The 25,100-nt window shown below is 72.4% G+C and carries 18 protein-coding genes and 6 pseudogenes; 18 read left to right on the top strand and 6 right to left on the bottom strand.

The annotated features are described in order from the left end of the window. Window positions 1–305: 305 nt before the first annotated feature. Window positions 306–1,016, bottom strand: a complete 711-nt coding sequence (locus ENC19_RS07965) for a hypothetical protein (protein ID WP_164446015.1) — start codon at window positions 1,014–1,016, stop codon at window positions 306–308. On the opposite strand from ENC19_RS07965, the pseudogene ENC19_RS07960 reads away from it, so the two are divergent. The 5 genes and pseudogenes from ENC19_RS07960 to ENC19_RS07940 form a co-directional block, all read left to right on the top strand. Then, window positions 999–1,393 (top strand): annotated as a pseudogene (locus ENC19_RS07960) (type II secretion system F family protein); the annotation flags it as partial. The gene ENC19_RS07965 and the pseudogene ENC19_RS07960 sit on opposite strands and share 18 nt — an antisense overlap. A 149-nt stretch (window positions 1,394–1,542) precedes the next feature. Then, entirely contained in the window at window positions 1,543–2,250 is a 708-nt protein-coding gene (locus ENC19_RS07955) for a type II secretion system F family protein (protein ID WP_408058064.1), read from the top strand. A gap of 63 nt (window positions 2,251–2,313) precedes the next feature. Further along, the gene (locus ENC19_RS07950; RefSeq protein WP_205808979.1) at window positions 2,314–2,442 is read left to right on the top strand and encodes a DUF4244 domain-containing protein; all 129 of its coding nucleotides are present in this window, start codon (window positions 2,314–2,316) and stop codon (window positions 2,440–2,442) included. Beyond that, window positions 2,439–2,806, top strand: a pseudogene (locus tag ENC19_RS07945) (TadE family type IV pilus minor pilin). Before ENC19_RS07950 ends, ENC19_RS07945 begins: the two are co-directional and overlap by 4 nt. Then, window positions 2,803–3,234 carry an Rv3654c family TadE-like protein gene (locus ENC19_RS07940; protein WP_408058057.1) on the top strand — a complete coding sequence of 144 codons (432 nt, stop codon included), beginning with the start codon at window positions 2,803–2,805 and terminating at the stop codon, window positions 3,232–3,234. Before ENC19_RS07945 ends, ENC19_RS07940 begins: the two are co-directional and overlap by 4 nt. Window positions 3,235–3,344: 110 nt before the next feature. Here the strand turns inward: ENC19_RS07940 and ENC19_RS07935 are convergent, their stop codons facing one another. From ENC19_RS07935 to ENC19_RS07925, 3 genes and pseudogenes are all read right to left on the bottom strand, one after another. Then, entirely contained in the window at window positions 3,345–3,923 is a 579-nt protein-coding gene (locus tag ENC19_RS07935) for an LURP-one-related/scramblase family protein (protein ID WP_164446463.1), read from the bottom strand. Window positions 3,924–3,993: 70 nt separating this feature from the next. Next, entirely contained in the window at window positions 3,994–4,200 is a 207-nt protein-coding gene (locus ENC19_RS07930) for a hypothetical protein (RefSeq protein WP_164446462.1), read from the bottom strand. A gap of 105 nt (window positions 4,201–4,305) precedes the next feature. Then, a pseudogene (locus ENC19_RS07925) lies at window positions 4,306–6,659 on the bottom strand (DEAD/DEAH box helicase); the annotation flags it as partial. Between the two features lie 180 nt (window positions 6,660–6,839). Here ENC19_RS07925 and ENC19_RS07920 point away from each other — a divergent pair. The 7 genes and pseudogenes from ENC19_RS07920 (at window position 6,840) to ENC19_RS07890 (ending at window position 16,085) form a co-directional block, all read left to right on the top strand. Further along, the gene (locus ENC19_RS07920) at window positions 6,840–7,181 is read left to right on the top strand and encodes an STAS domain-containing protein (protein ID WP_099847876.1); all 342 of its coding nucleotides are present in this window, start codon (window positions 6,840–6,842) and stop codon (window positions 7,179–7,181) included. Beyond that, window positions 7,181–7,615, top strand: a complete 435-nt coding sequence (locus tag ENC19_RS07915; RefSeq protein WP_164446460.1) for an ATP-binding protein — start codon at window positions 7,181–7,183, stop codon at window positions 7,613–7,615. Before ENC19_RS07920 ends, ENC19_RS07915 begins: the two co-directional genes overlap by 1 nt. A 293-nt stretch (window positions 7,616–7,908) precedes the next feature. Next, a complete protein-coding gene (locus ENC19_RS07910) occupies window positions 7,909–10,287 on the top strand; it encodes a sodium-translocating pyrophosphatase (protein WP_164446459.1) in 2,379 nt (792 codons plus the stop codon). 119 nt (window positions 10,288–10,406) lie between these two features. Then, entirely contained in the window at window positions 10,407–10,949 is a 543-nt protein-coding gene (locus ENC19_RS07905; protein WP_164446458.1) for a hypothetical protein, read from the top strand. Beyond that, window positions 10,940–11,706, top strand: a pseudogene (locus ENC19_RS31725) (hypothetical protein). Before ENC19_RS07905 ends, ENC19_RS31725 begins: the two are co-directional and overlap by 10 nt. A 302-nt stretch (window positions 11,707–12,008) precedes the next feature. After that, window positions 12,009–14,822 (top strand): type I DNA topoisomerase, encoded by a 2,814-nt coding sequence (gene topA, locus ENC19_RS07895; RefSeq protein WP_164446456.1) that lies wholly within the window; start codon window positions 12,009–12,011, stop codon window positions 14,820–14,822. Between the two features lie 375 nt (window positions 14,823–15,197). Further along, window positions 15,198–16,085 (top strand): DUF559 domain-containing protein, encoded by an 888-nt coding sequence (locus ENC19_RS07890; protein WP_235944541.1) that lies wholly within the window; start codon window positions 15,198–15,200, stop codon window positions 16,083–16,085. Window positions 16,086–16,151: 66 nt separating this feature from the next. Here the strand turns inward: ENC19_RS07890 and ENC19_RS07885 are convergent, their stop codons facing one another. Beyond that, complete coding sequence (locus ENC19_RS07885) at window positions 16,152–17,468, bottom strand: D-arabinono-1,4-lactone oxidase (protein ID WP_164446455.1); 1,317 nt, start codon at window positions 17,466–17,468, stop codon at window positions 16,152–16,154. A 224-nt stretch (window positions 17,469–17,692) separates the two neighbouring features. Between ENC19_RS07885 and ENC19_RS07880 the strand changes: the two genes are divergently transcribed. After that, a complete protein-coding gene (locus ENC19_RS07880) occupies window positions 17,693–18,346 on the top strand; it encodes a TetR family transcriptional regulator (RefSeq protein WP_164446778.1) in 654 nt (217 codons plus the stop codon). A 43-nt stretch (window positions 18,347–18,389) separates the two neighbouring features. On the opposite strand, the gene ENC19_RS07875 is transcribed toward ENC19_RS07880, so the two are convergent. Then, the gene (locus tag ENC19_RS07875) at window positions 18,390–19,598 is read right to left on the bottom strand and encodes an amino acid deaminase/aldolase (protein ID WP_164446454.1); all 1,209 of its coding nucleotides are present in this window, start codon (window positions 19,596–19,598) and stop codon (window positions 18,390–18,392) included. Window positions 19,599–20,025: 427 nt separating this feature from the next. On the opposite strand from ENC19_RS07875, the gene tmk reads away from it, so the two are divergent. The 5 genes and pseudogenes from tmk to ENC19_RS07850 all read left to right on the top strand — a co-directional run bounded on the left by tmk (window position 20,026) and on the right by ENC19_RS07850 (window position 24,827). Further along, complete coding sequence (tmk, locus tag ENC19_RS07870) at window positions 20,026–22,086, top strand: dTMP kinase (RefSeq protein ID WP_408058063.1); 2,061 nt, start codon at window positions 20,026–20,028, stop codon at window positions 22,084–22,086. Then, a pseudogene (locus tag ENC19_RS07865) lies at window positions 22,086–23,299 on the top strand (DNA polymerase III subunit delta'). The gene tmk and the pseudogene ENC19_RS07865 overlap by 1 nt, the downstream one beginning before the upstream one ends. A gap of 188 nt (window positions 23,300–23,487) precedes the next feature. Further along, a complete protein-coding gene (locus ENC19_RS07860) occupies window positions 23,488–23,817 on the top strand; it encodes a YbaB/EbfC family nucleoid-associated protein (RefSeq protein ID WP_093404078.1) in 330 nt (109 codons plus the stop codon). A 1-nt stretch (window position 23,818) separates the two neighbouring features. Then, a complete protein-coding gene (locus ENC19_RS07855) occupies window positions 23,819–24,124 on the top strand; it encodes a hypothetical protein (protein ID WP_164446453.1) in 306 nt (101 codons plus the stop codon). Then, window positions 24,124–24,827, top strand: a pseudogene (locus ENC19_RS07850) (hypothetical protein). The gene ENC19_RS07855 and the pseudogene ENC19_RS07850 overlap by 1 nt, the downstream one beginning before the upstream one ends. Window positions 24,828–25,100: the final 273 nt, after the last annotated feature.

Genomic DNA, 25,100 nt, shown 5'->3' with positions numbered 1-25,100 from the left:
ATGGCGCGTGGTGGTGGGCGATGTCGGTGTTGCCGGTCATGGTCGCCCTGACCTACCGGATGCGCGGGCGACGTGCCCTGTCAGGGTCCGAGGACGGCGGGACAGCGGCCGACGATCCGCTGGTCGCGTGGATCGTCGCCCTGCGTGAGGCGGGTGGTCGCCGGGACGGCGAGAGCCTGCGAGGCCGGGGTGGGCGCAGCCCGGAAGCGACCGGTGTCGGGTGGCCGGCGACAACGGGGGCAGCGCCTTCGTGGCGTGCGGCTCACCCGTCCAGCCCAGCTGCGTCCCCGATCGGCTGGCCCAGGTCACGGCCGCCGACAGCACCGACCGCGTCCCGTCCGCCGGGGCCGCGTGGAAGCCGGCGGCCGAGGCGGCCCGGTGGCGTAGCCGGTGCTGTCGTACCGGGCGGAGCATCCGTCGTCGCGTCGACGGCACGGGGAGCCGGCACGCGGTTGTTGGACGAGGACCAGACTGCCAGGAGCGACATCGACCACCGCGACCAGACCGGCCACCACGACCAGACCGACCGCGGCGACCAGACCGGCCATGGCGACCAGACCGGCCATGGCGACCGGACCGGTCACCGGGTACCGGCCGACCTGCGGGTACCGATCGAGCATCGCGCGCAGACCGGTCAGCGGGCACCGAGGGCGCAGCGACCGGCGGCGCCAGTGGCGACACCGCGGCGTGTTCTGGTGCTGACCTGCCTGCTCGGCGCGGGGATCGGTCAGTTGGTGGCCGGTCCGGTGGCGGCGGTGGCCCTGGCCGGCTACGGCGTACTGGGTGTGCGGGCGATGCGCCGCCGGGCAACCCTGGGCCGGGCCGTCCGGGACCGCCGGGAGCGGCTGGATCAGCTGTGCGCCCTGGCCGGGGACCTGCGGGTGGGTCTGCCGGTGCCGGTGGCCGCGCAGGTGCTGACGAACTCGTTGTCCGGCGTCACGCCGGCTGCGGCCCAACCGGTCGCGCCGGCGGGTGAGACCGTCACCGACGACGGTCAGCCCGTCGGGTCCGCGCATCGTCTACCGGGCCCGGCCATGCCCGGTCTCGCCGAGGATCGGCTCGGGCGACTGGCCGGGGCCGCGGTACGGCTGGCCGAGCGGACGGGGCGCCGCTGGCCGATCTGGTGGAGCGGATCGAGGCCGACGCCCGGTCGACGGACCGAGGGCTGGCGGCGGCCACGGCCCAGGCGTCAGGTGCCCGCGCGACCGCCTGGTTGCTGGCCGCCCTGCCGCTGGGTGGGATCGGCCTCGGCTATGGCATCGGGGTGGATCCCCTCCAGGTGCTGCTGCACACTCCGGTCGGTGGTGCTTGCGCGGTCGCCGCCGTGGGCCTTCAGGTGATCGGCCTGCTCTGGGCGGAGCGACTTTCGGTCACCTCCGCCGGGAGCAGCTGATGTCCGGGACGCAGCTGGTCGCCGGCGGGTTGGCCGGCGTCGTACTTGTCGCTGGGCTCGCGGTCGGCCGGTACCGGCCCCGACGCCGGCTGCGTCGGCTGTCCGGACAGCCGACGCCCGGCCGGGTGGGTCAGCGGTTCTGGCGGTCGTTGCGCGGGCGGACGAGGTCCTGCGGGGGGAGAGCGGCCGCCCAGCGGGACGGGCCACCTGACGAAGCCTCGGCACCGGCTTCGACGACCCCGTCGCGGCACACGAATCGGTGGGGCCTGGACCTCGTCCGGCTGGCCGCCGGGCTGTCCGGCCTGGCGGCGGCGGTGCTGATCGAGGGCTGGGCCGGACCGGTGGCGGCACTGCCCACGGCGGTGCTGCTCGACCGGCTGCTCCGGCGGATCGAGCCACCGACCGTACGTCGTAGCCGGTTGCGTGCCACCGCCGACCTACCGCTCGCCGCCGACCTGCTGGCGGCGGCGCTGCGGGCAGGGGCACCCGTGGAACGTTCGCTGCTCGCCGTGGCCGACGCGCTCGGCGGGCCGCTGGGCCGACAACTTGCCCGGGTCGGCCGGACGCTGCAACTCGGCGGTGGGCCGCACGAGGCGTGGGCACATCTGGCGGAGGTGCCGGGAGCACACCGCGTGGCCACCGCCGCGACCCGCTCGGCGAGCAGTGGCGCCGCCCTGGCCGGAGCGCTCACCCGGCTCGCCGACGACCTGAGAGCTGATCGCGCCGTCGCGCTCGAGTCGGCTGCGCGCCGTGCCGGCGTGCTGATCGTGCTGCCGCTGGGCCTGTGCTTTCTGCCCGCCTTCATTCTCGCCGGTCTGGTGCCGGTGATCGTCGCCGTCCTCGGCGACGTGCTGTGAAACCCAATGAGAAAGGACGAACACGTGCGCAGAATCCTCGCCCGCCTTCGCGGGGACGCCGGAATGAACACCGCGGAGTACGCGGTCGGAACGCTCGCCGCGGTGGCCTTCGGCGGCGTCCTGCTCAAGGTGCTGACCTCCGACGGTGTGCAGTCCGCGCTGACGGCCGTCATCGACCGGGCACTGAAGTGACCCGGCGCCGGCCGGCCGGCCACGACCGGGGATCGTTCACGGCCGAGATGGCGGCCGGCCTGCCGGCGCTGGTGCTGCTCCTGCTCACCGGGCTGACCACGATCAACGCGGTGAGCACCAAGGCGGCGTGCCTGGACGCGGCCCGGGAGGCGGCGCTCGCCGCCGCCCGGGAGAGCCGGGCGCCACCGCCGGCCGCCGGCAGGCCCCGACCGGTGCCGAGGTGGTCGTCGTCTCGGACGGCGAACTCGTCCGGGTGACGGTCCGCGCTTCCGTCCGCGCCCTCGGCACCGACCTGCCCGCGATCAGCGTCGTGGCCACGGCCGTCGCGGCGGTCGAACCGGGTGCGCCGGAGCCGCACCCGTGAGCGCCGTCGCAGCTCACCCGGCCACCACCACCCAGGGGCGCGACCTGCGTTCCCGTCGACTGCGTCCCGGATTGCGGGCGGCTGGTGGTGAGCGGGGTGGGGCCACGATCTGCCTGCTCGGGGTGGGGCTGTTGTTCGTGGTGGCGGGCCTGTTCGGTGCGGGTGTGGGAGCGGCCCGGGTGGCGCGTCAGCAGGCTCTGGTGGCCGCCGATCTCGGTGCCCTCGCGGGTGCGGCACGGGTTCTTCAGGACGCGCCGGTGGCGTGCGCCCGGGCGGCGGAGCTGGTCGCCGCGAACGCTGCCCGGCTGGTGTGGTGCCGGATCGACGGGCTGGACGTGCTGGTCACCACCGAGGTGATGGTGAGCCCGTTGCCGGGAATGACCCGGACGGCCAGGGCCACCAGCCCGGCCGGCCCGCTGCGCGGCTGACCGGGTAGCGGCAGCGGGCGGTTGGGGCGGTAATGGCGGGCCGGCCCGCTCGGCGTGGTGGTCGAGCGGGCCGGCCAGGGGCCAGGTGGATCGCTGGGTCAGGACCGGCGTCAGCGGCCCTGCAGGGCGTCGAGGGCGACGGCCATGGCGATCACCAGGCGACGGTCGATCTGCGGGTTCTGGATCTCGACGACGTACCGGTCGCGCAGACCCCACTTCTTGACCACGGAGAAGACGGGCTGCCCGTCCGCGACGAAGTCGAAGTGGTACGGCAGCCAGGACAGCGAGTCGACGAAACGGCGCAGCAGTGCCACCGGCATGCTGCGCTCCTGGCCGGTGACGTTGGGCAGACCGGCCTGCTCGACGTGCCAGGTCGAGCGGAGCAGGGACTGCGCGAAGTCCTTCCGGAACAGGCCGATCGGGTTGCCGGCGTGGTCGGTGACGTCGTACGTGGCACCGAGGTCCAGGCGCTGGCGTGCCTTGAAGCCGAGCAGTGGCTGCTGCTTGGACTCGTCGGTGTAGATCGTCACCTGCTCCTTGAAGGCGAGCCGCTTCTGCTGGGCGAACGCCAGCAGCCCACCCTCGGAACCGTCCGGCGCGACGCTGTGCACCTCGTACTGGTTGACCATGAACCGCACCCGCTGACGGATGTGGAACTGCTGCTGTGCCTGCAAGCTGTCGAGCTGCATGAGAACTCCTCGATTGTGGTGCGCCGGAGTGTCGCACAGTCGGACAACGGCTGCGTGCAGGGTCCGCCGGTCAGCGGACGCCGTCTACGCCCGACCGGTGCGTCATGGTGGTCAACAGCAGATGGATGGTGCGCAGACGTTCGTTGATCTGATCCAGCCGTTCGGCCTGGGCCAGGGTGGCGAGCGCGGTCCCCAGCGCGATCTGCTGGTTGACGTCGAGCTTCTCCTGATCGATGGTGTAGAGCAGGTCGACGGTCTCGGCGATGGTGTCGGCCACGGCCTCTCCTCCATGCTGGCACTGACGGTGAACGGCAAGCACAACGCTCTATGGAAGCGCTCCCACCATCATTGCCCGGTGGCCCCGGTTTTCATACCCGGCCGGTCACTGCGGCAGGTTGGCGAGCACCACGTCGAGCACCCGGATCGCGTCCGGCTTGGACAGCGGATTGTTGCCGTTGCCGCACTTGGGTGACTGCACGCAGGACGGGCAACCGGTCTCGCAGCCACACTCGGCGATCGCGTCGCGGGTGGCCCCTAGCCACGACGCGGCCATGCCGTACGCCCGCTCCGCGAAGCCCGCACCCCCCGGATGGCCGTCGTAGACGAAGACGGTCGGGGCCTCGGTGTCCGGATGCACCGCCGTGGAGAGCCCGCCGATGTCCCACCGGTCACAGGTGGCGACCAGCGGCAGCAGTCCGATGGCGGCATGTTCGGCCGCGTGCAGAGCCCCCGGCACGTCGGCCGGCGCCACCCCCGCGTCGATCAGCGACTCGGGGGAGAGGGTGAACCAGACCGCTACGGTACGCAGCTCACGCGCCGGCAGGTCCAACGGGCGGGTGTCGATCACCTCGCCGGTGGCGATCCGCCGCCGCTGGTAGGAGACCACCTGACTGGTGACGTCGACCTCGCCGAGGAAAAGCCCGACCGGTCCGGCGTCCAGGTACGAACGCACCGAAACCACCGACAGCGACGTGACGTCGCGGGCGTGGGTGGACCACTCCGGCTCCTCGGGGTGCACCAGCGCGCACCCGTCGTCGAGGTCGAGCGAGTCGACCACGTACGACGCGCCCTGGTGCAGGTAGACCGCGCCGGGGTGCAGCAGGAAGTGCGCCGAGCCGCCGTCGACCGTACCGAGCAGCCGGCCGGTCGCCGCCTCCACCACGCAGACCGGGGCGCCACCGTCGCCGCGCAGATCCACCTCGGGCCGTTCCCGATGCCGCCAGTACCAGCCGGTCGGCCGTTGGCGCAGCGCGCCCGCCTCGACCAGCGCCGCCACGGCCTCCTTGGCGCCGTCGCCGAAAAGCTCCAGGTCGGCCGCGGTCAACGGGGCCTCCGCCGCCGCGCAGGCCAGCTGCGGACCGAGCACGTACGCGTTGGCCGGGTCGAGCACGGTCGCCTCCACCGGCGCACCGAAGACGGCCTCCGGATGGTGCACCAGGTAGGTGTCCAGCGGGTCGTCCCGGGCCACCAGCACCGCGAGAGCCTCCTGGCCGGAGCGTCCGGCCCGGCCCGCCTGCTGCCACAGCGACGCCCGGGTGCCCGGATATCCGCAGATCACGACCGCGTCCAGCCCGATCAGGTCGACCCCCAGCTCCAGGGCGTTCGTCGAGGCCAGACCGAGCAGCTCGCCGTGCAGCAGCGCCCGCTCCAACTCGCGACGCTCCTCGCGCAGGTAGCCGGCCCGGTACGCGGCCACCCGGTCGCCGAGCCCCGGCACCGCCTCGTCGAGGCTGCGCCGGGCGCTGGTCGCCACCACCTCGGCGCCCCGGCGGAGCGGACGAAGGCCAGCGTGCGTACCCCGGCGGCGACGGTGTCGGCGAGCAGGTCGGCGGTCTCCCGCAGCGCCGAGCGGCGAACCTGGGCCAGCTCGGACCCGGGCTCGCCGGACCCGGCGGCCGACGGGTCCGGCGGGAGCAGCGGCGGCTCCCAGAGGGCGAAGGTGACCCGGCGCGCGGCGAGGTGTCCTCGGTGACGGCTGTCACCGGGAGGCCGGTCAGCCGGCCGGCCGCCGCGGCCGGATCGCCCGACGTCGCCGACGCCAGCACGAACGTCGGTCCGTCGGCGCGTCCGTACCGGGCGCACTGCCGGCGCAGCCGGCGCAGTACGTGGGCGACGTGCGAGCCGAACACGCCTCGGTAGACGTGGCACTCGTCGATCACCACGTACGCCAGCCGACGCAGGAAGCCGGACCACTGGGCGTGCCCGGGCAGGATGCCGTGGTGCAGCATGTCGGGGTTGGTCAGCACGAACCGGGAGTGCCGCCGGATCCACTCCCGCTCGGCCCGCGGGGTGTCGCCGTCGTAGCAGGCCGGGCGTACGCCCTCGATCTCCAGCGCGGCGACGGCGCGCAACTGGTCGGCGGCGAGCGCCTTGGTCGGTGCCAGGTAGAGCACGGTGGCGCGCGGGTCGGCGAGCAGCGTGGCCAGCGCCGGAAGTTGGTACGCCAGGGACTTGCCGGACGCGGTGCCGGTGGCCACCACGACGTGTCGGCGGTCGTACGCCAGGCCGGCCGCCTCGGCCTGGTGCCGCCACGGCGTGGTCACCCCGCGCCGGGCGTACGCCGCCCGCAGCTCCTCCGGAGCCCAGGACGGCCACGATGCCGGTACCCCGGGCCGGGGCGGCACCCGCTCGACGTGGGTGACCGGATCGGCGGGTGCCGCTGGCGTAACCGGCGCAGCAGCTCCCCGGGCGGCGCGAGCGGTGGGCCGGCCGTAACGGCGTCGGTGGGTCGCTCGGGGCCGCTGCCGGCGGATACGGTGGCTGCCGAGGTCACGTCCTGCACTCTCGCACTGGTGTTCGGGTGTTGGGAAATCGGCGTGCCGGGTACGGATGGGCTGCCCCGGTGAGTCGTCGGCCCGACCCCGGGGTAGTGGTTAGATGCCAAGAGAGTTTACGGCTGCCTGAGGAGGAGGACGGATGGAGCTGTCGCTGGCGACCCGCACCGTGGGTGAGCACACGGTGCTCGAGGTCGGCGGTGAGGTGGACGTCTACACCGCCCCCCGGCTGCGCGAACGGCTCCTGGAACTGATCGACGCCGGGGCCCGGCACGTGGTGGTCGACCTGGGTCGGGTGGACTTCCTCGACTCCACCGGGCTGGGTGTGCTGGTCGGCGCGCTCAAGCGGCTGCGTACCGCGGACGGCACCTTCGCCCTGGTCTGCGACAAGGAGCCGCTACTCAAGATCTTCCGGATCACCGCGCTGGACCAGGTGTTTCCGTTGTACCCGACGGTCGAAGCGGCGACCGGCGCCGGTCAGTGATGGCCACCGTCCGGCTCTCCTTCTCGCCCGCGCCGGTGCACGTGCGTACCGCCCGCCTGGTCGGCGTCGCGGTGGCCCGGCGCGCTGGCGTTCGCGAGGATCTGCTCGACGAGGTCCGCCTGGCCATCGGCGAGGCGTGCACCCGGGCGGTCGCTCTGCACCGTCAGTACGGCCTCGCCGAGCCGGTGCTGGTGGAGATGTCCGACTCGGGGACGTACGCGGTGCGGGTGGTGGACCGGGCACCGATCGAGGCGAGCATCGGTCTTGCCGCCCTCGACGCCGACCAGTTGGCCAACGAGTCGCTCAACGAGGACGACCTGACCACCGGAGTGGGCTTCGCCCTGCTCGCCGGATTCGTCGAGGATCTTCAGGTACGCCCCGTCGACGAGGGTGTCGGCACCGAGGTACGGATGGTCTGGCCGGTCAACCGCTGACCTCGCGCGGACCCGCCGACCGGATCACCATGGACCGGTCCCTATATCAGATTTCGGTTCATAACACAGCGACGGAGATCATCCAGACCCGCCGCCACCTCGGTGTGACCTCGAACACTGGGGGCGGCTAGAGTACGCGGGTTGTCAGCAAGTGATCCACCCGGCAGCCAGCACAGATGGGCGTGGAGTCGCTGGTTCGCCGGGTGGATCGGCGCGCGCTTGCGAATTCGCATCCAGGCGCCGGACGGTGCGTCTCCACCGGCCGGCGCGTTGTTCGGCACAGGAGGACACAGATGTCCGACACCTTGGCCGCCGAGGGCGGCGGGATCTCCCTCACCGGAGCCAATGTCACGTACGTCGTCATCGCCGCGGTGATCGCGCTGGTCGCGCTCGCCTTCGCCGCCGCGTTGACGAAGACGGTGCTGGCCGCCGGCAAGGGCACCACCAACATGCAGGAGATCTCCGGGGCCGTGCAGGAGGGCGCCTCGGCCTACCTGCTCCGGCAGTTCCGGACCCTGGCGATCTTCGTGGTGATCGCCGTGGTTCTGCTGTTCCTGCTACCGGTGCACAACACCGACGGCAGCGAAGTCGCGGTGAAGATCGGTCGCTCGCTCTTCTTCGTGGTCGGTGCCCTGTTCAGCGCCTTCATCGGCGGCGCGGGCATGTGGCTGGCGACCCGGGCCAACCTGCGGGTGGCCGCCGCCGCCCGGGAGCGTGAAGGTGGCCGGGAGTCGGCCATGAAGATCGCCTTCCGGACCGGTGGCGTGGTCGGCTTCCTCACCGTCGGTCTCGGTCTCTTCGGTGCCGCGCTGGTTGTCCTGATCTTCCGGGGTGACGCGCCGACGGTGCTGGAGGGCTTCGGCTTCGGCGCCGCACTGCTGGCCATGTTCATGCGGGTCGGTGGTGGCATCTTCACCAAGGCCGCCGACGTCGGCGCCGACCTGGTCGGCAAGGTCGAGCAGGGCATCCCGGAGGACGACCCGCGCAACGCCGCCACCATCGCCGACAACGTGGGCGACAACGTCGGCGACTGCGCCGGCATGGCCGCCGACCTGTTCGAGTCGTACGCGGTCACCCTGGTCGCCGCGCTGATCCTGGGCCGGGCCGCGTTCGGCACCGACGGCCTGGTGCTGCCGCTGATCATCTCCACGATCGGGGTGCTGGTCGCCATCATCGGCGTCTTCATCACCCGGCTGCGCGCCTCCGACCGCAACGGCCTGACCGCGATCAACCGGGCCTTCTACCTCTCCGCGCTGATCTCGGCGGTGCTGGTCGCGGTGGCCACCTTCGCCTACCTTCAGCCGACGTGGGCGGCGCAACTCGGTGACGACTGGCGGACCACCCTCGGTGTGAACGGCGGCGACCCGCTCTTCGGCCCGCGCGGCGTGGTCATCGGCGCGGTGATCATCGGTATCGTGCTGGCCGCCGCCATCCAGGCGTTGACCGGCTACTTCACCGAGACCAACAAGCGTCCGGTGCAGGACATCGGCAAGAGTTCGCAGACCGGTCCGGCGACCGTCATCCTCGCCGGCATCAGCGTCGGCCTGGAGTCGGCGGTCTACTCGGCGTTGCTCATCGCCGGTGGTGTCTTCGGCGCCTTCCTGCTGGGCGGCGGGTCCATCACCCTTTCGCTGTTCGCCGTGGCGCTGGCCGGTACCGGCCTGCTCACCACCGTCGGCGTGATCGTCGCGATGGACACCTTCGGCCCGATCTCCGACAACGCCCAGGGTGTGGCCGAGATGTCCGGCGACATCGACGAGCACGGCGCTCGTACGCTCACCGAGCTGGACGCGGTCGGCAACACCACCAAGGCGATCACCAAGGGCATCGCGATCGCCACCGCGGTGCTGGCCGCGACCGCGCTGTTCGGCTCCTACACCGACACGCTGCGCACCGCGTACGCCGACGCGGGGGTGACCGACGTCGGTGCCGAGATCCTCAACGCGTTGAACGTGTCGAACCCGCAGAACCTGGTCGGCCTGATCATCGGCGCGGCGGTGGTGTTCCTCTTCTCCGGTCTGGCCATCAACGCGGTTTCCCGGTCGGCGGGTGCCGTGGTGATGGAGGTCCGCCGGCAGTTCCGCGAGCTGCCCGGAATCATGGACCGCACCCAGCGTCCGGAGTACGGCAAGGTCGTCGACATCTGCACCCGCGACGCGCAGCGAGAGCTGCTCACCCCGGGTCTGCTGGCCATCCTGGCGCCGATCGCGGTCGGCTTCGGCCTCGGGCCCGGTGCGCTGGCGTCGTACCTGGCCGGTGCGATCGGTGCCGGCACGCTGATGGCGGTCTTCCTGGCCAACTCCGGCGGTGCCTGGGACAACGCGAAGAAGATGGTCGAGGACGGCGCGTACGGCGGCAAGGGTTCCGAGGCGCACGCCGCGACCGTCATCGGCGACACCGTCGGTGACCCGTTCAAGGACACCGCCGGCCCGGCGATCAACCCGCTGATCAAGGTGATGAACCTGGTGGCGCTGCTGATCGCGCCGGCCGTGGTGGCGTGGAGCGTGGGCGACGACCGTAACGTCGGCCTGCGGGTCACCATCGCGCTCGTGGCGACGTTGATCGTCGTCGCGGCGGTGGTGTTCAGCAAGCGCAAGAGCATCGCGATGGGTGACGACGCCGACAGCGGTTCCGGCAGCGCGGACCCGCGTCCGGAGGAGATCAAGGCCTGACGCGTCGGGCACACCGGTCCCCGGTCGGCGACGTCTGCCGGCCGGGGACCGGTCGCCTCCACGGACCCCGGTACCGATGACCGGTGCCGACCGGGAGGAGAAGCCGTACGCTGCAACGCATGCGTACGTGCCGGGCGGCAGCCGCCGGAAAGTTCACGGTGGTCCTGGCCACGCTGATGCTGGTGGCCGCCTGCGGCTCCAGCGGCCCGAGCCCGCGCGCCTGGGCCGCCTCGGTCTGTTCGGCGCTGACCCCCTGGCGGGCCGAGATCAGCAAGTTGACCAACAGCACCGACCAGCAGATGACCGCGCAGACCACCCCGGCGCAGGCCAAGGAGAACCTGGTCCGGCTCTTCGGCGGCGCCGAGCAGGCCAGCGAGACCGCCCGGCGCAAGGTGGAGCAGGCCGGCGTGCCCGAGGTGGAGCACGGCGAGGAGGTCTCCGCCGGCTTCCGCGCCTCGCTCGCGTCGATGCGGGACGCCTACGGCCGGGCCCGGACCACCATCGACGGCCTGGGCACCGGCGAGGCCAGCGCCTTCTACGACGGTGTCCGCGACGCGGTGGAGACCCTCCAGCAGGAGTACGACGCCAGCGCGCTGGACACCAGCCGGCTCGACTCCGAGGAGTTGAAGCGCGCCTTCGACGAGGTACCCGAATGCCGTTGAGCGGTTCCGGCGAGACACCGGCGGCGCAACCGCTGCCGGTGTCCTTCCCGCCGCCCGCCGGAACACCACCGGCGCGCCGTCGGCGGCCGAGCGGCCGCCGGCCCGCCCCCGTCGATGCGCCGGCTCACGACGACTCCCCGGACGACCCGTCGCCGGTGCCGGCCGACGCGACCGGCCGCGACCGGCAACTGGTCTTCTTCGGCGCGGAGACCGGTGAGCCCTCCGTGGCCGATCTCGCCGGGCTGCTCGCCGGACCGGGCGAGGTGCACCGGATGGGCGGCACGGCCGGTTGTCGGTGGTGGTGGCGGCCGCCTGGCGGGTGCACGTGCTCGTCACCGAGCTGGCCCAGCGGGGTGTCCGCAGCAACTGGGCGCCCACCGAGGACCAGCGCTACGCGGTGCGGACCGCGTACACCCGGACGATCGTGCCGCTCGCGGCGGCCTGGCTGCACGGCCCGACGCAGCATCCGCCGCCGAATTTCCAGCTCGACGGCCGGCGGCTGCGCCTCTGGCTCGCCGCCGCCGGAGTGGCCGATCCGCCCGACTTCCTGCTCCACCTCGGCGGTGACGACCCGGCCCGGTGGGCCGCGGTCGGTGCCGCTCTGGCCACCGCCGGGCTGGCCGGTGAGCTGGTCGCGACCGGACCCGGCGGTCCCGCATACCGGATCGCGGGGCGCCACCGGACCCGGCGGCTGGCCGAACTTGTCGGTGAACGCCCGCCCGCGAGCCCGCCCTCGGCCTGGCCGAGCCGGGTCTGACCGTCGGCGCGGCTGTCCGATCGGAGACAGCCGGGTGTCGGGGAACACAGGGAGAATCGGCCGGGTTTGACCTCCACCGAGGGGCTGCCATGGTCACAGCGGCCCGCTCGACACCCTACCCAGGGTGTACGGTGACGCCGTCCGGCGTGACCACAGATCGTCCGGGGCGGATCCTCGCCCGCGAAACCCGAAACACGGACGGCGCGTTACGTTGGACATCCGGACCGCCGGGTACCGGTGGGACGAGTGCGCCCCAAGCCGGCCAGGCGCGGCCATTGAGTGGGAATGAGGTCGAAACAGACGTGCCGAGCAACGCTGGAACCACCCGTCTGGTCATCGTCGAGTCTCCGGCGAAGGCCAAGACGATCTCGGGCTACCTGGGCCCGGGGTACGTCGTGGAGGCCAGCTTCGGGCATGTCCGTGACCTGCCACGTAACGCCGCCGACGTGCCGGCGAAGTACAAGGGCGAGGCGTGGGCGCGACTCGGCGTCGACGTCGACAACGGCTTCCACGCCCTCTACGTCGTCTCCGCCGACCGCAGGCAGCAGATCAGCAAGCTGACCAAGCTGGCCAAGGAGGTCGACGAGATCTTCCTGGCCACGGACGAGGACCGCGAGGGCGAGGCGATCGCCTGGCACCTGGTGGAGACGCTCAAGCCCAAGGTGCCGGTCCGGCGGATGGTCTTCCACGAGATCACCAAGCCGGCGATCCAGGCGGCGGTGGCCAACCCCCGGGAGATCGACCGGGATCTCGTCGACGCCCAGGAGGCCCGGCGCATCCTCGACCGGCTCTACGGCTACGAGGTCTCCCCGGTGCTGTGGAAGAAGGTCATGCCGAAGCTCTCGGCGGGCCGGGTGCAGTCCGTGGCCACCCGGATCGTGGTCGAGCGGGAACGGCAGCGGATGGCCTTCCGCACCGCCGAGTACTGGGACATCCTGGCCACCCTCGCCGTGACCAACCCGGGCGAGGGGCCGCGCAGCTTCAACGCCACGTTGGTCGCGTTGAACGGCGACCGGATCGCCACCGGCAAGGACTTCGAGCCCACCACCGGCCGGGTCCGGCCCGGCGCCGGCGTGGTCCACCTCGACGAGGGTGGGGCCCGAGGGCTCGCCGCCCGCCTGGCGGATCGGCCGTTCACCGTCACCCGGGTCGAGGAGAAGCCGTACCGGCGTCGCCCGTACGCCCCCTTCATCACCTCGACCCTCCAGCAGGAGGCGGCCCGGAAGCTACGGTTCTCGTCGCAGCAGACGATGCGCACCGCGCAGCGGCTCTACGAGAACGGCTACATCACCTACATGCGTACCGACTCGGTGAACCTGTCGGAGACCGCCATCGCCGCGGCCCGCCGGCAGATCGTCGAGCTGTACGGCGAGCGCAGCGTGCCGCCGGAGCCGCGCCGCTACACCGGCAAGGTGAAGAACGCGCAGGAGGCGCACGAGGCGATCCGCCCGGCGGGGGACAACTTCCGCACCCCGGGCGACGTGGCCAAGGAGTTGTCGGCCGAGGAGTTCAAGCTCTACGAGCTGATCTGGCGGCGCACCATCGCCTCGCAGATGACCGACGCGGTCGGCTCCAGCGTCTCGGTGCGGATCCGGGCGACCACCGCCGGCGGCGAGGAGGCCGACTTCGGCGCCACCGGCAAGACCATCACCGACCCGGGCTTCCTGCGGGCGTACGTCGAGTCCAGTGACGACGAGAACGCCGAGGCTGAGGACGCCGAGCGGCGGCTGCCGAACCTGGTCAAGGACCAGCCGCTGACCGCCGACGAACTGGCCGCGCAGGGCCACCACACCCAGCCGCCGGCCCGCTACACCGAGGCGTCGCTGGTGAAGGCCCTGGAGGAGCTGGGCATCGGCCGCCCCTCGACGTACGCGTCGATCATGCAGACGATCCAGGACCGGGGGTACGTCGTCAAGCGCGGCCAGGCGATGATCCCGTCCTTCCTGGCCTTCGCGGTGATCGGGCTGATGGAACGGCACTACCCGCGGCTGATCGACTACGACTTCACCGCCAGCATGGAGAACGAGCTGGACGAGATCGCCGGTGGCGACCACGCCGCCGTCGACTTCCTCACCGCCTTCTACTTCGGCAGCAGCAACGGCACCGGTGACCAGGCCATCGCGCACGCGGGTGGGCTGAAGAAGCTGGTGACCGAGAACCTCAGCGAGATCGACGCGCGCAGCGTCAACTCGATCCCGCTGTTCACCGACGACGACGGGCGTGAGGTGGTGGTGCGGGTCGGCCGGTACGGGCCGTACCTGCAACGCCGGGTGCCCGGCGAGGAGCAGGCACCCGCCGCGGAGGGCGAGGAGGGCACCAGCCCGGGCGACCGGGCGCCGATCCCGGAAGGGCTCGCGCCGGACGAGCTGACCCCGGAGAAGGTGCACGAGCTGTTCCTCGGCGGGGGTGGCGAGCGCAAGCTGGGCGACGACCCGGCCACCGGGGAACCGATCCTGCTCAAGTCCGGTCGGTTCGGCCCGTACGTGGCCAGCGGCGAGCGCAAGTCGTCGCTGCTGCGATCCCAGTCGCCCGACTCGCTCACCTTCGATGAGGCGCTCAAGCTGCTCAGCCTGCCCCGGCTGGTCGGGGTCGGCCCGGACGGCGCGGAGGTCTTCGCCAACAACGGCCGCTACGGCCCGTACGTCAAGCGTGGTGACGAGTTCCGCTCGCTGGACTCGGAAGACAAGATGTTCACCGTCACGCTGGACGAGGCCCTGGCGTTGCTGGCCGCACCGAAGACCCGCCAGCGCCGGGCCGCCGCCCCGCCGCTGCGGGAGATGGGCAACGATCCGCTCACCGAGAAGCCTCTGGTCATCAAGGACGGCCGGTTCGGTCCCTACGTCACCGACGGGGAGACCAACGCCTCGCTGCGGCGTGGCCAGACCCCCGAGGCGTTGAGCCTGGAGGAGGCCTCCGAGATGCTCGCCGAGAAGCGGGCGAAGGGTCCGGCCCCGAAGAAGAAGGCCGCCGCCAAGAAGGCCCCGGCCAAGAAGGCGACGGCCAAGAAGGCCACCGCCACCAAGGCGACCGCGAAGAAGGCCACCGCCACCAAGACGACGGCCAAGAACACCCCCGCCACCAAGTCCACCCCGGCAAAGGCCCGCACCACCGACTGACCTCGCCAATCTTGGTCCCGAACCGCCCCTAGGAGGGCTCGCAGGGACCAAGATCTCTCGGCTGTCCACAGGGGCAGCGTGGGGGACGGCGGCGGGGGAGGGTGGGGTGTGGGGAATCGAGATTCGGGACAAGATGCGGGGTGGGTGGGGTGTGGGTCCGGGGTGGATGGATCCGCGGGGCGCAGGGGTCAATTGCGGCCGCCTGGTGGACGGGGGAAACGAAGCGAAGGCGGACCGGGCCCGAGGGCGGGTTGGCGAGCTGGTCGGGACGATCCGAGGGCAGGTCGGCGGAGCACTGGGGGGCGTGACCCGAGGGCGGCGTTCCGGGGCCGGGGGTCGGGGCTTCCGAGGGACGACGCGGACGAGCTGACCTGGTTGCTGTTCCACCAGGCGCAGGTGCTCAGCCTCGATCAGGCCCGGCTACACCTGTCGCCGAAGGCCATTCGGCACCGGGTGACTTCCGGTCGTTGGCGGCAGGTGCACCGGGCTGTCTATGTGACGCACAACGGGCCGCTGACACGAGAGCAACTGCCGTGGATCGCCGTCCTGTCGGTCGGCCCGGCGGCGGTGCTCGGCGGGCTGAGCGCCGCGCAGGCCTGGGGCCTGCGCAGACACGGCGACGGAATCGTGCACCTGCTGATGCCGGCGGAGCACCGGCCGCGTTCCTTACCGCCCAGCGTCCGGGTCCACCGCACCACCATCCTGGCCGACGAGGACGTCCTCGACGTCGGGCAGCCGCGTCGGACGATGCCGGCCCGGTCCATCGTGGACGCGGCGCAGTGGGCGGCCGGTGACCATGAGGCGTGTGCCATCATCGCGGCCGGCTTTCAGCAGCGTCTCGTCGGCGGCGACGATGTGCAGCGGGTACTCGATCGCCTGCCCCGGGCCCGGCGGCGTGACCTGATCCGCCGGACGGCCGTCGACGCGGCGGGTGGCGCACACTCCCTGCCGGAGCTGGAGTTCCTCGCCCTCGTCCGGCGCGCCGGGCTGCCCGAGCCGACTCGGCAGGTGGTTCGGCGGGATGCCGCCGGTCGCCGCCGCTACCTGGACGCGTTGTTCGAGGAGTGGCGGGTGCTGGTGGAAATCGACGGCGGCCAGCACCTAGACCCGGCCGCCGCCTGGGCGGACATGCGCCGACAGAACGACCTGTGGCAGCGCGGTGACCGGGTGCTCCGCTTCCCGGCGTGGGCCACCCGCCACGCCCCCACCCAGGTCATCACCCAACTCCACGCCGCCCTGACGGCGGCGGGTTGGCGCCCGTGACTCTGCCGGATCTTGGTCCGAAAACGCCCCCGGAGGGGCGCTCGCGCACCAAGATTCGGGGTGGGTTCAGCCGAGGAGGGTGGTCAGGTAAGGGGTGGTGAGGGTGCGGTGGGGGTCGAGGTGGGCGCGGATGCGTTGGAAGTCGGGCCAGCGGGGGTAGGCGGTGGCGAGCGAGGCGGCGTCGCGCCAGTGCAGCTTGCCCCAGTGCGGCCGGCCCCCGAGCCCGGTGGCCACCGCCTCGAAGGCCCGGAAGTACGGCTCGTACGGCATGCCGACGTACTGGTGCAGGGCGAGGTACACCGAATCCCGGCCGTAGGCGTGCGACAACCAGATGTCGTCCCCTGCGCTGAAGCGAACCTCGACCGGGAAGAGCACCTTGAACGGCAACCCGTCGATGATGCGACGCACCGCCGACAGCGCCTCGGGCAGCGCCGCGCGCGGCAGGGCGTACTCCATCTCCAGGAAGCGGACCCGGCGGGGACTACAGAAGACCGCGTCGGAGCGACCGGTGTAGCGGCGCTCGCCGAGCGCGCGTGCGGAGAGCGCGCTGATGCCCGGTGCCAGGCCCGGCAGGGCCCGGCCGAGCCGGCAGACTCCGGCGAAGACGGTGTTGGCCAGGAAGTCGTCGTCCAGCCAACCGCGCCAGCGGGACAGCGGACGGTCGTCGACCGGTACCCGGTCGTTCGTCTTGAGGTGCACCCGGTCGGTGTACGGGAACCAGAAGAACTCCAGGTGGTCGTGCGCGGCGACCAGGTCGGGCACCCGCGCCAGCACGGCGTCCAGTGTCGCCGGACGTTCGTGGGCCAGTAGGACGAAGGCGTCCACACAGCGCAGCGTCACCTCGACGAGTACGCCGAGCGCGCCGAGCGAGACGCGGGCGGCGTCGAAAACCTCCGGATGTTCCTCGGCGGAGCAACGCAGCACCTCGCCGGCGCCGGTGACCAGGGTCAGCGCCTCGACGAAGGTGGCCAGGCCGCCGTGGGCCGCACCGGTGCCGTGGGTGCCGGTGGAGATGGCCCCGGCGACGGTCTGCGCGTCGATGTCGCCGAGGTTGGGCAGGGCCAGTCGGTGCGCGGCGAGTAGGGCGTTCACCTCCCGCAGCGTCGTCGCGGCCGGTACGGTGACGAGGCGTCGATCGACGTCCACGCGTACGTCGATGGCAAGTCGGGTCAGGTCCATCCGTTGCCCGTCGCTGACCGCGACCGGGGTGAAGGAGTGGCCGCTGCCGACCGGGCGGATCCGCTCGCCGGCTTCGGCGGCAAGTCGGACCTGCTCGGCGACCTCGTCGACCGAGGACGGCCGCAGTACTACGGTGGCCGCGCCGCGTTGGTTACCCGCCCAGTTCGACCAGGCGGCGGTCTCGGTGGCGGTGCTCTCGACCATCGGCCCGCTCCTAAAGATGAATATGAACCGAATTCATATCAGGAACGTTGTCCCTGGTAAACACCGCAATCGAGGTCCGCTCGTTGTACCGGTAGTCACGGACTCGTGACGTGCAGATATGTTCATCCGTCGAGAGGGGGTGGCGCGTGTCCACTTCAGCCGCCACGACCGGGCCGCTGCGTCGAGTACCAGTGCAGGGTCGTAGTGTCGCGCGGGTCCAGCGGATGCTGGACGCCTGCGCCGAACTCGTCGACGAGGTGGGGTACGAGGGACTGACCACCACCCTGCTCGCCGAGCGGGCCGAGGTGGCGATCGGGTCGGTCTACCAGTTCTTTCCGGACAAGCGGGCGATCGTGCAGGCGCTGACGCTGCGCACGATGGAGTCCTACCTGCAGCGGCTCGATGAACGCTTCGCCTCGGACGACCTGACCCACTGGTGGGACGGGGTCGACGCGGGGATCGATGAATACATCACGATGCACCGCACCGTTCCCGGGTTCCGTACCCTGCACTTCGGCGACGTGGTCGACCTGCACCTGCTCGATGAGCAGCGGGACAACAACGGGGTGATCGCCGACCAGCTGGCTCGGGTGCTCACCGAGCGGTTCGGGCTGGCCGACGTGCCGGACCTGCGTTTCCATCTGGAGATCGCGGTGGAGGCGGCCGACGCCCTGATCAAGCTGGCGTTCCGGCGAAAGCCGGACGGGGACGACCGGGTGCTCACCGAGGCGAAGGCGCTGATCCGGGAATACCTGCACCGGCAGGTCGACGCCCGGGGTGACGCCGGCCGCCGGCCGGTGGTGCAACCGGCGAAGCCGGCCGACGACCAGATCGTCGCCGAGGCGGAACCCGCCCAGCCAGCGGCCCAACCCGCCTGACGCCGACCTCACCCACCGCCGACGCGGCCAGCCGGCGCGCCGGTCAGAGGAAGGCTCGACCCTCGCCCCGATAGGTCGGCACGGTGGCCACCACCTGGTCGCCGTCCACCAGGTGCAGCTCGTTCACCCGTTCACACAGCTCCCCGGACTTCGCGTGCCGGAACCAGACCCGGTCGCCGATGCGCAGGTGGGCGGCGGGTGCGCCGGTCAGCGGGGTCTGCACCTCGCCGGCGCCTTCGGCACCGAGCAGGCTGAGCCCGGCCGGCAACCACGGACGGGGCAGTCGGCTGCGGTCGGCCGACCCCGAGGCGATCCAGCCACCGCCCAGCACGGTGGCCAGGTCGGGCGTCGGACGCCGGACCACCCCGCAGGCGAAGAAGGCCGCCGGGGTGGGCCGCCAGGCACGGTAGGCGTCGAACAGCGTCGGCCCGTAGAGGCCCGATCCCGCGGTGATCTCGGTCACCGCGGGATCAGCCCGGGTCGCGGCCACGCTGCCGGTGCCACCGCCGTTGACGAACTCCAGGTCGGCGTGCTCGCGTACGGCGGCAACCGCCGCACTGCGGCGGACCAGCAACTCGCGGTACGAACCGCGCTGGGCCAGCCGGATCGCGGTGCCGAGCGCCGCCCGCCCGGGCGGTGCGTCGCCCAGGCCGGCGATCTGCGCCTCGTACGACATCAGCCCGACCAGCCGGAAACCAGGTCGACGGGCGACGGTGGCGGCCAGCCGGCCGGCCGCCCGGGCGCTGTGCACCGGTGAGCGGCGGACACCGACGTGCAACCGCCCGTTCAACAGCCGCCACGAGGCGTCCAGGTCCAGGCAGATCCGTAGCTCGGCCCGGCGGCCGGAGGGTGACACCGCGTCGCAGAAGTCCAGCTGGTCCGGGTCGTCGACCATCAGGGTGATCGCGGCGGCCAGCACCGGATCGGCGCCGAGTTCGGCGAGCGCTCCCCGGTCGACGGTGGGGTACGCCACCAGCACGTCGGCGCTGATCCCGCTGCGGACCAGCCAGATCGCCTCGGGCAGGGTGAACGCCATCACCGAGTGCCAGCCCGGTCGGGCCAGCGTGCGGGCGATCAACTCGCGGCTGCGTACCGACTTGCTGGCGACCCGCAACGGCTTGTCGCCGGCCAGGCCGACGAGGGCGGCGGCGTTGGCGTCGAAGGCGCCGAGGTCGACCACCGCGTACGGCGGGTCGAGGTGCGCGGTCGCCCGGTCCAGCCGGTTGCGCAGATTCTCGCTGTCGGTGGCCACGTGTGCACGCTAACTGTGAAACGGTTAATGCGAAATACCCTCGTGTCCGGGTTGCCTGGGTCGGGCTGGCCACGGCGGCCTAGGCTCGGCGAGCAGGCGGTGCAGGACGGGAGGACGTCCCTACCGGGTCTAGAGTGTTCCACCGGGGGTGCCCAGCGATGGGCCGGCACGTGGAGGTACGGCCATCGAAAGCGAGTTGAACGGCGAGTCGTCCGGCGTGTCGCCGGCGGACCAGCCCGCCGGCACAGCCGACCAGCCCGCCGGCACCGCCGGACGGGACGCGGCCGGCCAGTCCGGTGCCACCGACCAGCCAGGCAAGGCGGGGACGCAGGGTCCGTCGGGAGGCCCCGGCGGGCAACCCGACCTGACCGGGTACGGAGCGATCCGCTCGGTGCTGCGCATCCGACCGTTCCGTCGGCTCTGGATCGTGCTCGGCGCGGCCTCCTTCGGTGACTGGCTCGGCCTGCTCGCCACCAGTGTCTTCGCCGCCGCCCAGGTGGAGGGAAGCACCGCCAAGGGCGCGGCCTTCGGTGGCGTGATCGCCATCCGGCTGTTGCCCGCACTGCTGCTCGGCCCGGTCGCCGGAGTGCTCGCCGACCGGTTCGACAGGCGCTGGACGATGGTCATCTGCGACCTGCTGCGGTTCGTGCTCTTCGCCTCCATCCCGCTCTACGCGCTGACCGGTGCCAGCGGCGCGCGAGTGGTCAGTTGGGCGGCGATCGCCACCTTCCTGATCGAGACGGTCACCCTGCTCTGGATCCCGGCCAAGGAAGCCGCGGTACCGAACCTCATCCCCCGGGCCCGGCTGGAGACGGCCAACCAGCTCACCCTGATCACCACGTACGGCCTGACCCCGGTCTTCGCCGCGATCGTGCTCTCCGCGCTCGACGGCATCATCCGGGGCGCCACCGGCGGCGAGATGCCGGGCTGGGCCCAGCCGGCCCAACTCGCGCTCTGGTTCAACGCGTTCTCCCGGCTCGCCACCGCCCTCGTGGTGGCCTTCGGTATCAAGGAGATCAGTCAGGGGCAGACCGACGAACGGGACCGCACCGAGCAGAGCATGATGCGCCAGTTCACCGAGGGCTGGCGGTTCATCGGGCAGACCCCACTGGTGCGCGGGCTGGTTCTCGGCATCCTCGGCGCCTTCGCCGGCGGCGGCATCGTCATCGGCACCGCCCGGTTCTTCGCCGACTCGCTCGGTGCCGGTGACGCCGCGTTCTACCTGCTGTTCGGCGCGATCTTCATCGGCCTGGCGATCGGCATCGGGCTCGGGCCGATGATCGTGCGGGAGATGTCCCGGCGTCGCTGGTTCGGCATGAGCATCGTGCTGGCCAGCGCCTCGGTGATGACCCTGGCCTTCGCCATCCACCTGTCCATGGCGCTCGTCGGCGCGGTCTTCGTCGGGGCCGGCGCCGGGATGGCCTTCCTCTCCGGCACCACCCTGCTCGGCGGTGAGGTCGCCGACGAGGTACGCGGCCGGGTCTTCGCCGTGGTGCAGATCGGTACCCGGCTCGTGCTGATCCTGGCGATCGCGCTCGGCAGCCTGCTGGCCGGTGTCGGTGGCTCCCGCACGCTGACCATCGCCGACCTCGGCATCTCCGTCTCCTCCACCCGCCTGCTGCTGCTCGCCGCCGGTGCGGCCGGCATCTTCGCCGGGATCAGTGCCTTCGGGCAGATGGACGACAAGAAGGGCGTGCCGGTCCTGGCCGACCTGTGGGGGTCGATCCGCGGCCGTCCGCTGATGCCGGCCGAGCCGTTCGTCTCGGCCGGACTCTTCGTGGTCTTCGAGGGCGGCGAGGGCGCCGGCAAGTCGACCCAGCTCGGCAAGCTGGCCGAGTTGCTCCGTGGCCAGGGACGGGACGTGGTGGTCACCCGGGAGCCGGGCGCCACCGGCGTCGGTACCCGGATCAGATCGCTGGTGCTGGACACCACACCCGACGAGGCACCCTCACCGCGTGCCGAGGCGTTGCTCTACGCCGCCGACCGGGCGCATCATGTGGCCACCGTGGTCCGGCCCGCGCTGACCCGGGGCGCGGTGGTGATCAGCGACCGGTACGTCGACTCGTCCCTGGCCTACCAGGGAGCCGGCCGGACGTTGCCGGTCGACGAGGTGTCCTGGCTCTCCTCCTGGGCCACCGGTGGGCTCAAGCCCGATCTGGTGGTGCTGCTCGACGTCGATCCGCGCACCGGGCTGTCCCGGGTCGCCGCGCGTGCGGAGAGCGCCGACCGCCTGGAGGCCGAGTCGATCGCCTTCCACGATCGGGTCCGCTACGCCTTCCTCGATCTCGCCGCCGCCGACCCGAAGCGTTACCTGGTGCTCGACGGCGCCCGCTCGGCCGAGGACATCGCCGAGCGGGTCGCCCGCCGGGTGGAGGAGCTGCTCGGCAACGCCGACGGGATCGAGCACCCGGGCCCGGCGCACGGTCCGGACACCTCGGTGCAGCCCGAGTTATCCCCATCGGAGCTGGTGACGACGGAGCGGACCTGATGCCGGAGGCCTTCGCCGACCTGGTGGGGCAGGACGAGGCGGTGCAGACGCTGCGGCGGGCCGCCGCGGCTGCCGCCGCCGTGCTGCGCGCCACCGGCGAACCCGAGGCGGCCGTCGGCGCTGATCCGGGCGGGGGATGACCCACGCCTGGATCTTCACCGGCCCACCCGGCTCGGGCCGGTCGGTCGCGGCGCGGGCCTTCGCCGCCGCGCTGCAGTGCGTGCACGGCACCGGCTGTGGCGAGTGCCCCGGCTGCCACACCACCCTCGCCGGCACCCACGCCGACGTCCGTCTGGTGGTGCCCGAGGGGCTCTCCATCGGGGTGAACGAGATGCGGGCGCTGGTGCTCCGGGCGGCCAGCACCCCGTCCGGTGGGCGCTGGCAGGTCGTCATCATCGAAGACGCCGACCGGTTGACCGAGGCGGCCGGCAACGCACTGCTGAAGGCGGTGGAGGAACCCCCGCCGCGTACGGTGTTCCTGCTCTGCGCGCCGTCCACCCACCCGGACGACATCTCGGTGACCATCCGGTCGCGGTGCCGGGTGGTGCCGCTGCGGCAGCCGGCGGCCGAGGCGGTGGCCGAGGTGCTGGTCCGCCGGGACGGGATCGCTCCCGACGTGGCCCGCTGGACGGCCGCCGCCACGCAGGGCCATGTGGGGCGGGCTCGGCGACTGGCCCGTGATCCGCAGGCACGGGCCCGGCGGGAGGCGGTGCTCGCGGTGCCGCGTCGGCTCACCGGGGTGGGCGCCGCCTTCGACGCCGCGTCCGCGCTGATCGAGGCCGCCGAGGCGGAGGCCGAGGCGTCGGTCGCGGAGATCGACGCCACGGAGCGCGCGGCGCTGGAGACGGCACTCGGTGCCGGCGGTACCGGCCGGGGTGCGGCCGGCGCCGCCCGGGGAGCCGCCGGTCAACTGAAGGACCTGGAACGACGCCAGAAGTCACGGGCGACCCGGGCCCAGCGGGACGCGCTGGACCGGGCCCTGGTGGACCTCGCCGCCTTCTACCGGGACGCGTTGACCATGGCACTGGGGGCACCGGTCTCGCCGGTCCACTCCGACACCGCCGAACTGGCCGAGGCCGGTGCCCGTAGCTGGCAGGCGGAGGGGGCGCTGCGGCGGCTGGAGGCGGTGCTCACCTGTCGCGCCGCGATCGAGGCCAACGTCAAGCCCCGGATCGCCGTCGAGGCGATGATGCTCGCCCTCTGGAAGGGCTGACCGCCGTCGTTCCGGCGCGACACCTCGACGAACGGCCGGCTCCGGGCCTGGTTGTCGCGCCCCCGGCTGCCCTGTAGCCGGACCGTTGCCCACAGCCATCGACAGGCGCAATTCGCGTGCGGTACGGTCCGGTGTGCCGTGGTGACGGTAGCGGCACGCACAGTGATGAAACCGGGAGGAGTCCGGCGATGCCGCGGGGTGAGATCGACGAGGCGTGGATTGAGGAGGCGGTCCGGCGCTACCGCCGCATCGAGTCTCTCCAGGCCGAGTTCGACCAGGCCGTGGCGACGGTCGAGGTCACCGTCCGCTCACCGGACGGCCTGGTCGAGGTGGTGGTCACCGCCGGCGGCCGGATCACCGACGTACGGTTCCTCGGCCCCCTGCACACCCGGGCACCGCGCGACGTGGCCGACTCGGTACGAGCCGCCGTCACCGCCGCCGCCGACGCCGCGGAATGGGCGAGGGAAAAGCTGCACAACGAGACCTTCACCGCGTACCGACCGCTGACGGGGGCCTGAGATGGACAGCCTTCGCACCCTGGCCGGCCGCCTCGACGAGGCGAGCGCCACGCTTACCGCGCTCTCCCGGTCGGTCACCGCCGGGGACCCGGCACAGGTGGCGTTCGGTGCCGACGCGCCCGGTCGGCCGGGCGAGGTCGGGCGGGCGTTGCATCGGCAGTGGGTGGCCGCCACCGGCGATCGGGCCCGGGAGGCGCACAACGCCGCCATCCAGCTGGCAACCGTGGCCGCCGCACTGCGCGAGGCCGCCGACCGCTACTCCGACACCGACTCCGCCATCTCCCGTCGGCTCGCCGGTGAGGCGTGATGGATTTCCTCGACCGGCTCGCCGAGCCTGGCCTCGATCTGCTGGAGCGGGTCGACACGCTGCTCGCGACCGGCGCTCCCGAGGGGCACCGGGTGTGGCCGTTGTTGCGCCGCATGCAGGTGCTGCCCGGTGACGCGCTGCGCGGCTTCCTCGACCTGCGGCCGGGGCCGCTGGCCACCGCCGGGCACGCCGTGCGTCGGCACGTGCACGGTTACGACCACGCCTGCGCCGCGCTGACCGATGCGGTGCTCTGGTCCGGTTCGGCCGCCACGGCGTACGGCCAGTCGCGGGCGACGCTGCTGCGACACCTGGACGAGGGGCCCGAGAGCCTGGTCGGGCGGCTGGAAGCCACCGCCGGCTATGCCGACGCGCTCGCCGACTGGGTGGAGGGCAGCCGGCTCGCCGCCGCTCGGGCACTGGCCGAGGCGATCGGCTCGGCCGAGGCGGTTGCCGTCGTCGCCGCCACGTCGGACGGCCGGGCGACGGCGCAGACCGGAAGGTCCGGGCGGGTGCGGTCGCCGCCGCCGAGATCGGTGCCCGGGTGCTGGCGGTGCTCTGCGTGGCGTACGACGGTGTCGAGACGCTGTTGCGACAGTGGTCACCGAGCCTGGCCGAGTCTCCGTGGCGACCGGGGGGCGCGCGGTTCCGACCGGACAGCGGCGGTGGTCCGCCGGGCGGCCGGACGACCCGGGTCGGCTGGTGACGTCCACCCACGTCGTCTCCGGTGCCTGCACCCGCGCCCGCACAGGGCGCACGGCGCCGCTCGCGGGCCTCTCGAAGATGGCCCGTCAGCGGCGCCGTGACCTTCCCTGCACCCCCCGCAGGTCTGCTCTCCACTCAACGCCTTCGGCCCGGTCTTGTCCCGCCCGTGACGCAGGTTTCAGCCGTCCGGGCAGCATCGTCGGACCGGTGGCCGGGCCGGGCATCGGTCGAGTCGACAATCATGGATGGCTGACTGCCGGCGGTCCGGGGCAAC

Source organism: Verrucosispora sioxanthis, from assembly GCF_010560025.1.
GTDB lineage: Bacteria > Actinomycetota > Actinomycetes > Mycobacteriales > Micromonosporaceae > Micromonospora > Micromonospora palythoicola.
This window is presented reverse-complemented; position numbering and strand designations above follow the sequence as displayed.

Excerpts from the sequence above, each read along its gene's own strand:
- ENC19_RS07965 (WP_164446015.1), bottom strand. The coding sequence starts at position 1,016 with ATGCGCGGACCCGACGGGCTGACCGTCGTCGGTGACGGTCTCACCCGC.
- ENC19_RS07950 (WP_205808979.1), top strand. The coding sequence starts at position 2,314 with ATGAACACCGCGGAGTACGCGGTCGGAACGCTCGCCGCGGTGGCCTTC.
- ENC19_RS07935 (WP_164446463.1), bottom strand. The coding sequence starts at position 3,923 with ATGCAGCTCGACAGCTTGCAGGCACAGCAGCAGTTCCACATCCGTCAG.
- ENC19_RS07920 (WP_099847876.1), top strand. The coding sequence starts at position 6,840 with ATGGAGCTGTCGCTGGCGACCCGCACCGTGGGTGAGCACACGGTGCTC.
- ENC19_RS07915 (WP_164446460.1), top strand. The coding sequence starts at position 7,181 with ATGGCCACCGTCCGGCTCTCCTTCTCGCCCGCGCCGGTGCACGTGCGT.
- ENC19_RS07910 (WP_164446459.1), top strand. The coding sequence starts at position 7,909 with ATGTCCGACACCTTGGCCGCCGAGGGCGGCGGGATCTCCCTCACCGGA.
- ENC19_RS07905 (WP_164446458.1), top strand. The coding sequence starts at position 10,407 with ATGCGTACGTGCCGGGCGGCAGCCGCCGGAAAGTTCACGGTGGTCCTG.
- ENC19_RS07885 (WP_164446455.1), bottom strand. The coding sequence starts at position 17,468 with ATGGTCGAGAGCACCGCCACCGAGACCGCCGCCTGGTCGAACTGGGCG.
- ENC19_RS07880 (WP_164446778.1), top strand. The coding sequence starts at position 17,693 with ATGCTGGACGCCTGCGCCGAACTCGTCGACGAGGTGGGGTACGAGGGA.
- ENC19_RS07860 (WP_093404078.1), top strand. The coding sequence starts at position 23,488 with ATGCCGCGGGGTGAGATCGACGAGGCGTGGATTGAGGAGGCGGTCCGG.
- ENC19_RS07855 (WP_164446453.1), top strand. The coding sequence starts at position 23,819 with ATGGACAGCCTTCGCACCCTGGCCGGCCGCCTCGACGAGGCGAGCGCC.